The organism is Bradyrhizobium genosp. A (assembly GCF_049949275.1).
Lineage (GTDB): Bacteria > Pseudomonadota > Alphaproteobacteria > Rhizobiales > Xanthobacteraceae > Bradyrhizobium.
Window position 1 is genome coordinate 40,708 of record NZ_CP188196.1, and the last position, 14,417, is coordinate 55,124.

Here is a 14,417-nt window from a genome sequence, read left to right on the forward strand (position 1 = left end):
ACAAGACAGCGGTGCATTGCTAAATTTCTCCGCAATGTTTCCCCAATCAGGGTGAAGTTTTGACGTCGCTGTCACCGGAGGCAATACTTTCTATTGCGCCGACGGTGGTGTTTGGAGGGCTGAGGAAATGTCGAAAGCGCCCAACCCTGTTGACAAATATGTCGGCAGTCGCGTGCGCATGCGCCGCATCATGTTGGGCATGAGTCAGGAGAAGCTCGGTGAAGCTTTGGGCCTGACTTTCCAGCAGATTCAGAAGTACGAGAAGGGCACGAACCGCGTCGGCGCCAGCCGAATCCAGCAGATTGCGGAGATTCTGCAGGTGCCGGTGTCGTTCCTGTTCGAGGGCGGACCGAGTGGTATGGCCGGCCCCGACGGCTTCGCGGAAGGTGCATCGCCCTCTTATGTCTCCGACTTCCTCGCGACATCGGAAGGGCTGGCGCTGACCAGGGCGTTCACCCGAATCGCCGATTCGAAGCTGCGCCGTTCGATCGTCGATCTCGTCGAGCAGATCGCCGCTCGCGAAGGCCCGGACAAGCGCTGACGCGCCACTTCATTCCGATTTGAGACTGCGCCAAATCTGGCCTATGTCGTCATTTGCGGGTGCGCTGCGCGTTGCCTCCGCCGAGATGATGCGATTCGAAGGCACAGATACGTCCATGGCGAGATCCAATTCGTTCGATTCCAAAACTATCCTCGATGGTATCCGCCGCTGGGTGGAGATCGAGACGCCGACGGAAGTGCCCGAGCAGGTCAACAAGCTGACCTCGATGGTTGCCGACCATTATCGCGATCTACCCGTCACGCTCGAACGCGTCGCCGGGGTCGATGGCTGCGGCGATCATCTCGTGGTGCGTTCGACCTGGGGCCAGGACCGACCCGGTATCCTGGTGCTCAGCCATCTCGATACCGTTCATCCCATGGGCTTCATCGCGCGCCTGCCGTTCAAGGTCGAAGGCAACAGCGCGTTCGGTCCTGGCATCTACGACATGAAGGGCGGCGCCTACATCGCCTATCACGCCTTCCGCGAGCTTTGCGCTGCACCCGAGCGCCCGCCGCTCGGCATCACCCACATGTTCACCTCCGACGAGGAGATCGGCAGCCCGACCTCGCGCACGCTCATCGAGGCGGAAGGACGCAAGGCCAAATACGTGCTGGTGACGGAACCCGCGCGCGACGGCGGCAAGATCGTCACCGGACGCAAGGGCGTCGGGCGATTCAAGATTTACATCAAGGGCGTGCCCGCACATGCCGGCTCGCGGCCCGAAGACGGCCGCAGCGCCGTGCGCGAACTCGCCAACGTCATCCAGACGCTGGAAGGGATGAACGATCTGAAGCGCGGCGTCACCGTCAATGTCGGCGTGGTGCGCGGCGGCACGCGGCCCAACGTCACGCCGGAAGAGGCCTATGCCGAAGTCGATTTGCGCGTGCCTGGTATCAACGATGCGGAAGAGTTCGTCGGCAAGATTCTTGGGCTGACATCGAAGACCGACGGCGTGACCGTCACCGTCACCGGCGAGCTCAACCGTCCGCCCTATGAGAAGGGCAGTGCGGGCGCCTCGCTGTACGAGCATGCGAAGACGCTGGCCGCGGAGATCGGCTTCGAGCTGATCGATACCCACACCGGCGGCGGCTCGGACGGCAATTTCACCGCGCCGTATACCGGTACGCTCGACGGGCTCGGCGTCGACGGCAAGGGCGCGCACACCCATTATGAGCAGCTCTACGTCTCATCGCTCGAACCGCGCGCGCGGCTGCTCCATCGCCTGTACCAGACGCTGCGATGAGCGAGCGCAAATCAGATCCCGATCGCGCGGACGGCGAGCGCGCCTTCTTCGGACGGCGCAAGGGTCACAAGCTACGACAGCACCAGGCCGAACTGGTCGATCATCTGCTGCCACATATTTCGCTCGACATCACGACGGAGAGGCCGGCGAGCGCCGCTGAGATCTTCGATCCCGCAGCCGAAGACGTACGGCTCGAGATCGGCTTCGGCGGCGGCGAGCATCTCGCGGCGGAAGCACAGAACTTCACGACGACCGGCTTCATCGGCTGCGAGCCCTATGTCAACGGCATGGCAAAGATCCTCGCGCAGATCGAGGCCGCGAATATCGCCAACATCCGCCTGTTCGCCGGCGATGCCGCCGAACTGCTGGCCTGGCTGCCGGACGCGTCGCTGTCGCGGATCGATCTGATCCATCCCGATCCCTGGCCGAAGCGGCGGCACTGGAAGCGGCGCTTCGTTCAGGACCGGACGATCGTCGCAATGGCGCGCGTGCTGAAGCCGGGCGGTGAATTCCGCTTCGTCTGCGATATCGACGATTACTGCGCCTGGACGCTGTCGCATCTTGCGCGCGCGCCGGATTTTCAGTGGCTTGCGGAACGCGCCGATGATTTTCGTCAGCCCTGGGCCGGCTACACCATGACGCGCTATGGACGAAAAGCCGCGCGCGAAGGGCGCAAGGCGGCATACCTGCGATTCAAACGACTCTAGATCGTCTGCCGGTTGCGCCAGAATTTCACGACGCGTTCTGCCGTCGTCGGCATCAGGCGCGTGAAGTTCACGCGCGCTTGCTCGAGATCGGCATCGGCCGGCATGCGATGCGGCCCGTACCACATCAGGATCAGCGCGCGCACCGTGGGCCAACCGAGATTCAGGACCCGTCCGAGGATCAGAATCGGGTCGTAGCGGTCGCCCGCGATCAGGCGATCGAGCATCGAAAGCCTGACGCCGGCCATCGCCGAGAGCGTGGCGACCGATTCCTCGTATTTGTGCGCCTTGGCAAAACCAAGCAGCGCGCTTTCGCCGAGATGGCCGCCGCGATGCAGGCCAAGCACCGTACGTTGCGCGGCGGAGAAATCGCGCCGCGGGCCGGGCGGCAGCGCGGCTTCCTCGATCGAAGCCATGGCGCGCTTGATCTCGACCTGGCGCGTCGGATTTACCACGCTGGACAGGCGACGGCGAATGACATCGAGCGTGCCGTCCAGGAGTTCTTTGAGGTGCTCGCCGGAGAGATCTTCGCGCTGGCCGATCTTGAGGGTCAGCACGCCATCCTGGCTCGCGCGCTTGATCAGCTCCGAATAGCCACCCGGCGAGAAGGCCGCACCGGCATTGCCGGCGGCACGACGCACCACGTCGCGATCGCCGCGCTCGACCAGCACGTCGGTGATCTCGGTCGACAGGGTCGGCCGTTCCGTCATCGCCAGCAGATGGCCCTGGCCCTTCAGCCGGGCGATCTCGACGAGCGCAGCTTCATCGAGCACGGGCGATCGGCGCAGCACCGGGCCCGCCACCAGGATTTCGTTTTCGCGCGCGAGTTGGCCGACCAGATGAGGCGGTGCATTGCCCAGCCGCGAGAAGCGCTCGGCGAGATCGACGCGGGAGGCAAGCTCCGCATGCGGGACGAGATCGATCAGGAGATTGTCGAAGAGATCGACGAGCTCGGGACTGAGTCTTGCGGCGTCCTGAAAGAACAGCGCGGCGATGGCGCTCGCGATCTCGCCACGACGCCGGGGATCACCGCGTTTGACGATATCGTCCAGTCCGGGAATGAGCGACGTGGCAACGGTCATGAAACGCAACTCGAATCTGGCACGCCGTGGGCGCGCCATAGGCTCAAGCCGCCCCACAACCGCGAAATTTAGGCCCGCTTCATGAAGGAAGCGTTGCTCCGGCGCTGCCGGCCGTGGCGCAAAAAGCCCGCATCCGGCTGCGATGGGCCTTGTCCGGGCGGGTAGAAAGCGCTATATCAGCGCCAATTCATCTTCTCATACAATCCGCGTAGTGAGAGTGGGCCCGAAAGGACCCGCTCTTTTTTATTACCTGAACGCGGCTTGGCGGAAGATGCGCCCGACGATCTGTCGGGAAAGTTCCGAAACGGGCTTTGACGTTTTAACCAAGCCTTAACCATCGAGCGCCTTGACCCCTGCTATGACCGAACCGAACACTGGTTCCACCGATGCCGAGTTGCTGGCCGAGCCGAGGCTCGTGGTCGAGCCGGGCGCGGCAGCACGGGTGTCTGCGGTCGCGGCGCCAGTGCTCGAGGGCATGGGTTACCGCCTGGTGCGGATCCGCATTTCCGGGGAAGCCGGCTGCACCGTGCAGATCATGGCCGAGCGGCCGGACGGCTCGATGCAGCTCGAGGATTGCGAGGCGATCTCGCGGGCCCTGTCGCCCGTGCTCGACGTCGCCGACCCCATCGATCGCGCCTACCGGCTGGAAATCTCCTCGCCGGGGATTGACCGCCCGCTGGTGCGCCGCTCCGATTTCGAGCGCTATTCCGGGTATCTGGTGAAGATTGACATGGCCGTCGCCCATGAGGGCCGCAAGCGGTTCCGTGGCACACTCGGTGCCGTCGAAGGCGATCGCGTGCATCTGCATCGCGACGACGCCAAGCCGAACGACGCTGCTGACGTGCTCCTGACGATGGAAGATATCGGCGAGGCACGACTGGTGCTGACCGATGAGCTGATCGCGGAATCGATGCGCCGCGGCAAGGCCGAGGAGCGCCAGATGCGCCGCGATCTCGGCATCGCGCCGCCGCCGGCACCGCACGCGGAGATCAGTGCGAAGACCACCAAGAACACCAAGCCGAAAAAGAAGCCGGCCCCGACCAATACGAAGAAACATCGCCTTGCCGCCGAACGCGCGCGACGCGGCGAGATCGAGCCTGACGAAGGAGACTAGCCATGGCAGTCAGCGCCAATCGACTTGAATTGCTCCAGATCGCCGACGCCGTCGCCCGCGAGAAATCGATCGACCGCGGCATCGTCATCGCGGCGATGGAAGATGCCATCGCCAAGGCGGCGCGGGCCCGTTACGGCAGCGAGACTGACGTTCATGCCGAGATCGACCCGAAGAAGGGCGAGCTGCGGCTGTCGCGCCACATGCTGGTGGTCGACAAGGTCGAAAACCATTCCAACCAGATCTCGCTGGTCGACGCGCAGCGCGCCAACCCCGGCGCCCAGGTCGGCGACACCATCGCCGACACCCTGCCGCCGCTGGAATACGGCCGCATCGCCGCGCAGTCGGCCAAGCAGGTGATCGTGCAGAAGGTGCGCGAGGCCGAGCGCGACCGGCAATATCAGGAATTCAAGGACCGCATCGGCGACATCGTCAACGGCGTCGTCAAGCGCGTCGAATATGGCAGCGTCATCGTCGATCTCGGCCGCGGTGAAGCCATCATCCGCCGCGACGAGATGTTGCCGCGCGAAGTGTTCCGCAACGGCGACCGCGTCCGCGCCTATATCTTCGACGTCCGCCGCGAGACCCGCGGTCCGCAGATATTCCTGTCCCGCACCCATCCGCAGTTCATGGCAAAACTGTTCGCGCAGGAAGTGCCAGAAATCTACGACGGTATCGTCGAGATCAAGGCGGTCGCCCGCGATCCGGGCTCGCGCGCGAAAATCGGCGTGATTTCCCGCGATTCCTCGGTCGATCCGGTCGGCGCCTGCGTCGGTATGCGCGGCTCACGCGTGCAGGCCGTCGTGAACGAACTGCAGGGCGAGAAGATCGACATCATTCCCTGGTCGCCCGACATCGCGACCTTCGTGGTCAACGCGCTGGCGCCGGCGGAAGTCTCCAAGGTCGTCATCGACGAAGACCGCGAGCGCATCGAGGTCGTGGTGCCCGACACCAACAACCAGCTCTCGCTGGCGATCGGCCGTCGCGGCCAGAACGTCCGCCTTGCCTCGCAGCTCACCGGCTGGGACATCGACATCCTGACCGAGCAGGAGGAATCGGAGCGCCGCCAGGCCGACTTCGAGAACTCCACCCGTGTCTTCATGGAATCGCTCAATGTCGACGAGGTGGTCGGCCAGCTGCTCGCGTCCGAAGGCTTCACCTCGGTCGAGGAACTCGCGATGGTGGACCTCAAGGAGCTCGCCGGGATCGAAGGTTTCGACGAAGAGACCGCACAGGAACTCCAGAACCGCGCCCGCGAATATCTCGATCAGCAGGAAGCCGAGATCGAGGCCCGCCGCAAGGAACTCGGCGTCGAGGACGCCGTGAAGGACGTGCCCGGCGTCACCTCGAAGATGCTGGTGAAGTTCGGCGAGAACGACATCAAGTCGGTCGAGGACCTCGCCGGCTGCGCCACCGACGATCTGGTCGGCTGGACCGAGCGCAAGGAAGGCGGCGAGCAGACCAAATTCGCCGGCGCGCTCGACGGTCTCGGCGTCTCCCGCGACGATGCGGAAGCCATGATCATGCAGGCCCGCGTCAAGGCCGGCTGGATCACCGAGGCTGACCTCGCCAAGCCGGCCGAAGAGGCTGAGGCGGCCGAAGATCAGCCGGCTTAAGGGCAAAGGAGAATGTCGCCCGGATGCTCACCGATACTGACCCCGAACTCGACCATGGACCGCGGACCGAAAGGTCCGCGACCATGCGTATGTGCACGGTCAGCCGCGAGGTCCGGCCGATCGACGAGCTGATCCGCTTCGTCGTATCGCCGCAAGGCGACATAGTTCCCGATCTGAAGCGCAAGCTGCCCGGACGGGGCATGTGGGTCACGGCGTCGCGACAGGTGGTTGCGGAAGCCGTCCGTCGTCACCAATTTACCAAAGCCTTCAAGCGCGACCTGCGCATTCCCCCGACGCTTCCCGCCGACATCGAGGCGCTCCTGGTTCGGAGCGTGACCGAAGCCATTGGGATCGCCGCCAAGGCGAGGCAGATCGTCGCCGGTTTCGGCAAGGTCGAGAGCGCCCTGCGGGAAGGCACGGTCGAGGTCCTGATCCATGCCAGCGACGGGGCCGCGGACGGAATCCGCAAATTGGACATGCTGGCGCGGCAAAATGACGGAAATCGCGGTGTCCAGCCGCCGATTCCCGTCGTCGCCGCACTGAAATCGATAGAATTGGATTTGGCACTTACCCGGTCAAATGTGATACATGCTGCCCTGCTCGCGGGCCCGGCGAGCAAGTCATTCCTGTCACGTAGCCAGATGCTGGTCCGATACCGGATGGCGGACGCTGACAAGACTGCCGAAAAGCCCGGCCAGGATTTCTGAGAGACAATGACGACCCGATTGGACGGTGCGGCAACGCACAACACTGACAAATCAGGATTAGGACTGCTGAATGGTTGATACCAAGACCCCTGACGACAAGAAGCTGAGCGTTCCGAGCAAGACGCTATCGCTCAAGCCGCGCGTCGAAACGGGCACTGTGCGCCAGAGCTTCAGCCATGGCCGCAGCAAGCAGGTCGTGGTCGAGAAGCGCGGCAAGCGCCGTATCGACGGCAGCCCTGAGCCGCAGGCCCCCACGGTTGTTGCAAAGCCGGCGCCGGCTGCACCTGCGCCCGCCCCTTCACGCCCGGCGCCGCAGCGTAACGCCGGCTCCGGTGTGGTGCTGCGTACGCTGACCGAGGACGAACGTTCCGCCCGCGCCAGCGCGCTGGCCGATGCCAAGGTGCGCGAAGTCGAAGAGCGTCGCCACGCCGAGGAAGAGGCCCAGCGCCGCTCCGTTCGCGAGGCCGCCGAACGCACCGAGCGCGAAGCCGCCGAGTCCCGCCGCAAGGCCGAGGAAGAGCGCCACCGTCACGAGGACGAGGCCAAGCGCAAGGCCGAGACTGAAGCCAAGAAACGCTTTGGCGAAGGCGAGCAGTCGGCATCAGCCGCGCGTCCCGCGGCAGCCGCCCCAGCAACCAGCGCTCCGCGCCCCGCGACGACCACGACGCGTCCTGCGGCGACGACCGCTCGCCCGGCGACCACCACGGCGCGGCCGGCCGGCCCGCCGGCACGCGCCCCCGGCGTTGCGGCCGGTCCCGACGAGGATGATGGTCCGCGCCAGATCCGCCGTGGTCCCGGCGGCGCCGCGCGTCCAGTGGTCGCCCCCAAGCCGACCCACAAGCCCGGCCCGCAGAAGGAGCGCGGCCGCCTGACGGTCGTCACCGCGCTCAATGCCGACGAGGTTCGCGAGCGCTCGATCGCCTCGTTCCGTCGCCGCACCCAGCGCCTGAAGGGCCACGCCGCCAACGAGCCGAAGGAAAAGCTCATCCGCGAGGTGATCATTCCGGAAGCGATCACCATCCAGGAACTCGCCAACCGCATGGCCGAACGCGCGGTCGATGTCATCCGCATGCTGATGAAGCAGGGCGCGATGCACAAGATCACCGACGTGATCGACGCCGACACCGCGCAACTGATCGCCGAAGAGCTCGGTCACACCGTCAAGCGCGTCGCCGCGTCCGACGTTGAAGAGGGCCTGTTCGACGCCGTCGACGATTCCAACGACACCGAGACGCGTTCGCCGGTCGTGACCGTGATGGGTCACGTCGACCACGGCAAGACCTCGCTGCTCGACGCGCTCCGCCATGCCAATGTTGTCTCCGGCGAAGCCGGCGGCATCACCCAGCATATCGGCGCCTACCAGGTGGTGTCGCCCGAGAGCGGCAAGACGATCACCTTCATCGACACGCCCGGCCACGCCGCGTTCACCGCGATGCGCGCCCGCGGCGCCAAGGTCACCGACATCGTCGTGCTGGTGGTTGCGGCCGATGACGGCGTCATGCCGCAGACGATCGAAGCCATCAACCACGCCAAGGCGGCACGCGTGCCGATCATTGTTGCCATCAACAAGATCGATAAGCCCGATGCCAAGCCCGAGCGCGTGCGCACCGAGCTGCTCCAGCACGAGGTGCAGGTGGAATCCTTCGGCGGCGACGTCGTCGACGTCGAAGTGTCCGCCAAGAACAAGACCAATCTCGACAAGCTGCTCGAGATGATCGCGCTGCAGGCCGAGATCCTCGATCTGAAGACCAATTCGGAGCGTCCGGCCGAAGGCACCGTGATCGAAGCCAAGCTCGATCGCGGCCGCGGTCCGGTCGCGACCGTGCTGGTCCAGCGCGGCACGCTCCGTGTCGGCGACATCATCGTCGCCGGCGCCGAAATGGGCCGCGTCCGCGCGCTGATCTCGGATCAGGGCGAGACGGTTCAGGAAGCCGGTCCCTCGGTGCCGGTCGAAGTGCTCGGCTTCAACGGTCCGCCGGAAGCCGGCGATCGTCTCGCGGTGGTCGAGAACGAAGCCCGCGCCCGTCAGGTCACCAGCTACCGCGCGCACCAGAAGCGCGAGAACGCGGCGGCCTCGATCTCCGGCATGCGCGGCTCGCTCGAGCAGATGATGTCGCAGTTGAAGACGGCGGGCCGCAAGGAATTCCCGCTGATCATCAAGGCCGACGTGCAGGGCTCGCTGGAAGCGATCCTCGGCTCGCTGGAGAAGCTCGGCACCGACGAAGTCGCCGCCCGCATCCTGCATGCAGGCGTCGGCGGCATTTCGGAATCGGACGTGACGCTCGCGGAAGGTTTCAACGCCGCGATCATCGGCTTCTCGGTTCGAGCGAACAAGGAGGCGGCTGCGGCCGCCAAGCGCAACGGCATCGAGATCCGCTACTACAACATCATCTACGACCTCGTGGACGACGTGAAGAAGGCGATGAGCGGTCTGCTCGCGCCGACCTTGCGCGAGACCATGCTGGGTAATGCTTCGATCCTGGAGATCTTCAACATCTCCAAGGTCGGCAAGGTCGCCGGCTGCCGCGTCACCGACGGCACCGTGGAACGCGGCGCCAATGTGCGCCTGATCCGCGACAACGTCGTCGTGCACGAAGGCAAGCTGTCGACGCTGAAGCGCTTCAAGGACGAAGTGAAGGAAGTCCAGTCCGGTCAGGAATGCGGCATGGCCTTCGAGAACTATCACGACATGCGTGCCGGTGACGTGATCGAGTGTTATCGCGTGGAGACGATTCAGCGCTCCCTGTAAGTCCAAATCTTACCGAAGCGCCCGGATCTTTTTGAACTGAAATTGCGGGGAGTGCGATGGCCGGATTTTTTCCGGCCATCCACGCCTCATTCGCTCCGACAGGACAAATGACAATGCTCGTGTCCCAAACGCGGGCATGACGAGGTGATTTCCGACTATGCCGCGCCATCATCAGAAAAAGAGTTCCGCGCCCGGCGGCTCGCAGCGTCAGCTGCGCGTCGGCGAGCAGGTTCGCCACGCGATAGCCGATATTCTGGCGCAAGGCAGCGTGCATGATGCGGACCTCGAAGGTCACATCATCACCGTGCCGGAGGTGCGGATGTCGCCCGACCTGAAGCTCGCGACAGTCTACGTGATGCCACTCGGTGGCCGCGACACCGAGCTCGTCATCGCTGCGCTCGAGCGCAACAAGAAATTCCTGCGCGGCGAAGTCGCGCGGCGCGTTAACCTGAAATTTGCACCTGATCTTCGCTTCCGCGTCGACGAACGATTCGACGAAGCGGAACGGATCGAGAAGCTTTTGCGAACACCCGCGGTGCAGAAGGACCTGGAACAGGATCCGGACTCGGATCGGGAAGAAGAACAATGATGATGGACCCGGCTCACGGCACGATCGGCAGCGACGAGCCCGATATGCGCGACATGCAGAAAAATAGTTTTGCAGACGTCGGCGGTGATGCTCAGCCGCATCAGGAGGCGCGTCGCGTCAACAACGATCCGCGTGCCAACAAGCAGAAGGGTCATCAGCCACGCCGCGACCGGCGCGACGTGCACGGCTGGGTCGTGCTCGACAAGCCGATCGGGATGACCTCGACACAGGCGGTCGCCGTGCTCAAGCGCCTGTTCAACGCCAAGCGCGCGGGCCACGCCGGCACGCTCGACCCGCTCGCCTCGGGCGGCCTGCCGATCGCGCTCGGCGAAGCCACCAAGACCGTTCCCTTCGTCATGGACGGCCGCAAGCGCTACCGCTTCACCGTGTGCTGGGGCGAGGAGCGCGACACCGACGACATCGAGGGCCAGGCGACCGCGACCTCGGACCAGCGCCCGACCCGGGACGCCATTCTGGCCCTGCTGCCCCGTTTCACCGGGGTGATCGAGCAGGTCCCGCCGCGCTATTCGGCGATCAAGGTCCAGGGCGAGCGGGCCTATGACCTTGCCCGCGACGGCGAGATCGTGGAACTGGCGCCCCGCCCGGTCGAGATTCACCATTTAAACCTTGTGGATCAACCAGATAACGACCGGACCGTGTTCGAAGCCGAGTGCGGCAAGGGCACCTATGTCCGGGCGATCGCCCGCGATATGGGCCGGATTCTCGGCACTTTCGGCCATATCTGCGCGCTGCGGCGGACCCTGGTCGGCCCATTTGGCGAAAACGACATGATTCCGCTGGATCAGCTGGAGGCTTTGTGCGATAGAGCCGCGTCCGGCGAGGGAAGCCTCGCCGACGCGCTGATGCCCGTTGAGACCGCGCTGGACGACATCCCGGCACTGGCCGTCACTCGGGCTGATGCGGCAAGGCTCCACCGGGGCCAAGCCGTTTTGTTGCGCGGACGGGATGCGCCCACTGGTAGCGGCACAGTCTATGTCACGGTGGCAGGCCGTCTTTTGGCGCTTGCCGAAGTTGGCAATGGCGAAATCATCCCCAAGCGTGTGTTCAACCTGACCGGCCTGACTGCCTCAACCGGTCGCAACGAGAGAAATTGACGATGTCGATTGCCGCAGAACGCAAAGCGGAAGTCATCAAGACGAATGCAAACAAGGTCGGCGACACCGGCTCGCCGGAGGTTCAGGTCGCGATCCTGTCGGAACGCATCAACAACCTCACCAGCCATTTCAAGACCCACGTGAAGGACAACCATTCGCGTCGCGGCCTCTTGAAGCTGGTCTCGACCCGCCGTTCGCTCCTCGACTACCTGAAGAAGCGGGACGAGGCGCGGTACAAGGCGCTGCTCGAGAAGCACAACATTCGTCGTTAAGAGTTCTTGCGCGCGCCACCGGCGCGCGTTTTTGCGCGTGATTTCGAGCGAAAGCGCTTATTTTAAGGTTTTTGATCGAGGCTCACGCGCACGTCGGGTGCAAGCCAATGATGCTTCGCATCCGAGGCATGCTGAGCGAAGACCGCGATTCGGTGTTCGCGCTCGTGCCGACTGACAGTCCAGCAGCAATCCGGCGGCTGGGCGCAACGGGCAAGGTGCCCGTATGACCCGAAAGGATGGACGCCATCCGACATCCAAAAACCATGGCAGGATCGCAGGACGCTGATCGCTCGCTCCGATCAGCGTCCTGCAATCTTGACATGGTTTTTGTTTTTCGAGCCGTCCCTTCTTTCGAGAACCCATGAAAGAAGACCTCTATGTTCAATAAGCATTCAGTCGAGATCGACTGGGGCGGACGCCCTCTCAAGCTCGAAACCGGCAAGATCGCACGCCAGGCCGACGGCGCCGTCATCGCCACCTATGGCGAGACCGTGGTGCTCGCCACCGTCGTCGCGGCGAAGGCGCCGCGTGAAGGCGTCGACTTCCTGCCGCTGACCGTCGACTACCAGGAAAAGACCTATGCAGCCGGCCGCATTCCTGGCGGCTATTTCAAGCGCGAGGGCCGTCCGACCGAGAAGGAGACGCTGGTCTCCCGCCTGATCGACCGTCCGATCCGTCCGCTGTTCGTCGACGGCTGGCGCAACGAGACCCAGGTGATCGCCACCGTGCTGTCGCACGACATGGAGAACGATCCCGACATCGTCGCGCTGGTGGCCTCCTCGGCCGCGCTGACCCTGTCCGGCGCGCCCTTCAAGGGCCCGATCGGTGCTGCCCGCGTCGGCTTCGCCAATGACGAGTTCATCCTCAACCCAACGCTTGACGAGATGGTCGACACCCAGCTCGACCTCGTCGTCGCCGGCACCGCCGACGCCGTGCTGATGGTAGAATCGGAAGCCAAGGAACTGAACGAAGACATCATGCTCGGCGCCGTGATGTTCGGTCACCGCCACTTCCAGCCGGTCATCAACGCGATCATTGAGCTCGCCGAGAAGGCCGCCAAGGAGCCGCGCGAAGTCACCGTCATCGACAATTCCGCGCTTGAGAAGGAAATGCTCGGCCTGGTCGAGCAGGAGCTGCGCGCCGCCTACGCCATTCCGGTCAAGCAGGATCGCTACGCCGCGGTCGGCAAGGTCAAGGAAAAGGTGATTGCCCACTACTTCCCCGAAGGGCAGGAGCCGAAATACGACAAGCTGCGCATCGGCGGCGTGTTCAAGGAGCTCGAGGCCAAGATCGTTCGCTGGAACATCCTCGACACCGGCAAGCGCATCGACGGCCGTGACTCGAAGACCGTTCGCAACATCGTCGCCGAAGTCGGCGTGCTGCCACGCGCTCACGGTTCGGCGCTGTTCACCCGCGGCGAGACCCAGGCGATCGTCGTGACCACGCTCGGCACCGGCGAGGACGAGCAGTATATCGACGCGCTGTCGGGAACGTACAAAGAGACGTTCCTGCTGCACTACAACTTCCCTCCCTACTCGGTCGGTGAGACCGGTCGCCTCGGCGGCACCAAGCGCCGCGAGATCGGCCACGGCAAGCTTGCCTGGCGCGCGATCCACCCGGTGCTGCCGCCGCATCACGAGTTCCCCTACACCACGCGCGTGGTGTCGGAGATCACCGAATCGAACGGTTCGTCCTCGATGGCTTCGGTCTGCGGTGCTTCACTCGCGCTGATGGATGCCGGCGTGCCGTTGAAGCGGCCGACCGCGGGCATCGCGATGGGCCTGATCCTCGAAGACAAGCGCTTCGCGGTTCTCTCGGACATCCTCGGTGACGAAGACCATCTCGGCGACATGGACTTCAAGGTCGCCGGTACGGAAGCGGGCATCACCTCGCTCCAGATGGACATCAAGATCGAGGGCATCACCGAAGAAATCATGAAGGTGGCGCTGGCCCAGGCCAAGGATGGTCGTATCCACATCCTCGGCGAAATGGCCAAGGCGCTCACCAACGCCCGCGCCGAGCTCGGCGAATACGCGCCGCGCATCGAGACCTTCAAGATCGCCACCGACAAGATCCGCGAAGTGATCGGCACCGGCGGCAAGGTGATCCGCGAGATCGTCGAGAAGACCGGCGCCAAGGTCAACATCGAGGACGACGGCACCGTGAAGGTCGCCTCCTCGGACGGCGAGGCGATGAAGGCCGCGATCAAGTGGATCAAGTCGATCGCTTCCGATCCGGAAGTCGGCCAGATCTATGACGGTACCGTCGTCAAGGTGATGGAGTTCGGCGCCTTCGTGAACTTCTTCGGCTCCAAGGACGGTCTCGTCCACATCAGCCAGCTCGCTTCGGCGCGCGTGCAGAAGACCTCCGACGTCGTCAAGGAAGGCGACAAGGTCAAGGTCAAGCTGCTCGGCTTCGACGATCGCGGCAAGACCCGCCTCTCGATGAAGGTTGTCGACCAGACCACCGGCGAAGACCTCGAAGGCAAGGGCGGCGAGGGCGAGAAGGCTCCGCGCGAAGCGGCCGGCGAGTAATCGCTCCGCACCACATCAGAAACACGAAGGGCGGCCTCGCGGCCGCCCTTTTTGTTTGTGTGTTGGCTCCGGGAGAGCTGCGCTCCCTCTCCCGCTTGCGGGAGAGGGCTGGGGAGAGGGTGCTTCCTCAGAGAGACTCCCAACGAGGCGAGAG

General features: G+C 64.3%; 12 protein-coding genes. 11 read left to right on the forward strand and 1 reads right to left on the reverse strand.

The annotated features are described in order from the left end of the window. The first annotated feature begins 127 nt into the window (after positions 1-127). The 3 genes from ACP2YP_RS00175 (at position 128) to trmB (ending at position 2,491) form a co-directional block, all read left to right on the forward strand. On the forward strand, positions 128-541 hold the full coding sequence (locus ACP2YP_RS00175; protein WP_426421656.1) for a helix-turn-helix domain-containing protein: 414 nt from the start codon (positions 128-130) through the stop codon (positions 539-541). A gap of 85 nt (positions 542-626) precedes the next feature. Further along, positions 627-1,784, forward strand: coding sequence for a M20 family metallopeptidase (locus tag ACP2YP_RS00180; RefSeq protein ID WP_426426437.1), 1,158 nt, complete (start codon positions 627-629; stop codon positions 1,782-1,784). Then, complete coding sequence (gene trmB, locus ACP2YP_RS00185) at positions 1,781-2,491, forward strand: tRNA (guanosine(46)-N7)-methyltransferase TrmB (RefSeq protein ID WP_426421657.1); 711 nt, start codon at positions 1,781-1,783, stop codon at positions 2,489-2,491. Before ACP2YP_RS00180 ends, trmB begins: the two co-directional genes overlap by 4 nt. Here the strand turns inward: trmB and ACP2YP_RS00190 are convergent. Continuing rightward, on the reverse strand, positions 2,488-3,570 hold the full coding sequence (locus tag ACP2YP_RS00190) for a DUF2336 domain-containing protein (protein ID WP_426421658.1): 1,083 nt from the start codon (positions 3,568-3,570) through the stop codon (positions 2,488-2,490). The two genes, trmB and ACP2YP_RS00190, sit on opposite strands and share 4 nt — an antisense overlap. 358 nt (positions 3,571-3,928) lie before the next feature. On the opposite strand from ACP2YP_RS00190, the gene rimP reads away from it, so the two are divergent. The 8 genes from rimP (at position 3,929) to pnp (ending at position 14,263) form a co-directional block, all read left to right on the forward strand. Beyond that, a complete protein-coding gene (rimP, locus tag ACP2YP_RS00195; protein ID WP_426421659.1) occupies positions 3,929-4,684 on the forward strand; it encodes a ribosome maturation factor RimP in 756 nt (251 codons plus the stop codon). 2 nt (positions 4,685-4,686) lie between these two features. Next, complete coding sequence (gene nusA / locus ACP2YP_RS00200; RefSeq protein WP_426421660.1) at positions 4,687-6,297, forward strand: transcription termination factor NusA; 1,611 nt, start codon at positions 4,687-4,689, stop codon at positions 6,295-6,297. Between the two features lie 23 nt (positions 6,298-6,320). Beyond that, positions 6,321-7,004 carry an RNA-binding protein gene (locus ACP2YP_RS00205; RefSeq protein ID WP_426421661.1) on the forward strand — a complete coding sequence of 228 codons (684 nt, stop codon included), beginning with the start codon at positions 6,321-6,323 and terminating at the stop codon, positions 7,002-7,004. A 70-nt stretch (positions 7,005-7,074) separates the two neighbouring features. Further along, complete coding sequence (gene infB / locus ACP2YP_RS00210; protein ID WP_426421662.1) at positions 7,075-9,753, forward strand: translation initiation factor IF-2; 2,679 nt, start codon at positions 7,075-7,077, stop codon at positions 9,751-9,753. A gap of 157 nt (positions 9,754-9,910) precedes the next feature. After that, complete coding sequence (gene rbfA / locus ACP2YP_RS00215) at positions 9,911-10,342, forward strand: 30S ribosome-binding factor RbfA (protein WP_426421663.1); 432 nt, start codon at positions 9,911-9,913, stop codon at positions 10,340-10,342. After that, positions 10,339-11,457 carry a tRNA pseudouridine(55) synthase TruB gene (gene truB / locus ACP2YP_RS00220; RefSeq protein WP_426421664.1) on the forward strand — a complete coding sequence of 373 codons (1,119 nt, stop codon included), beginning with the start codon at positions 10,339-10,341 and terminating at the stop codon, positions 11,455-11,457. Before rbfA ends, truB begins: the two co-directional genes overlap by 4 nt. Positions 11,458-11,459: 2 nt before the next feature. Continuing rightward, positions 11,460-11,729 carry a 30S ribosomal protein S15 gene (gene rpsO / locus ACP2YP_RS00225; protein ID WP_426421665.1) on the forward strand — a complete coding sequence of 90 codons (270 nt, stop codon included), beginning with the start codon at positions 11,460-11,462 and terminating at the stop codon, positions 11,727-11,729. 377 nt (positions 11,730-12,106) lie between these two features. Continuing rightward, entirely contained in the window at positions 12,107-14,263 is a 2,157-nt protein-coding gene (gene pnp / locus ACP2YP_RS00230) for a polyribonucleotide nucleotidyltransferase (protein ID WP_426421666.1), read from the forward strand. The last annotated feature ends 154 nt before the right edge of the window (positions 14,264-14,417 follow it).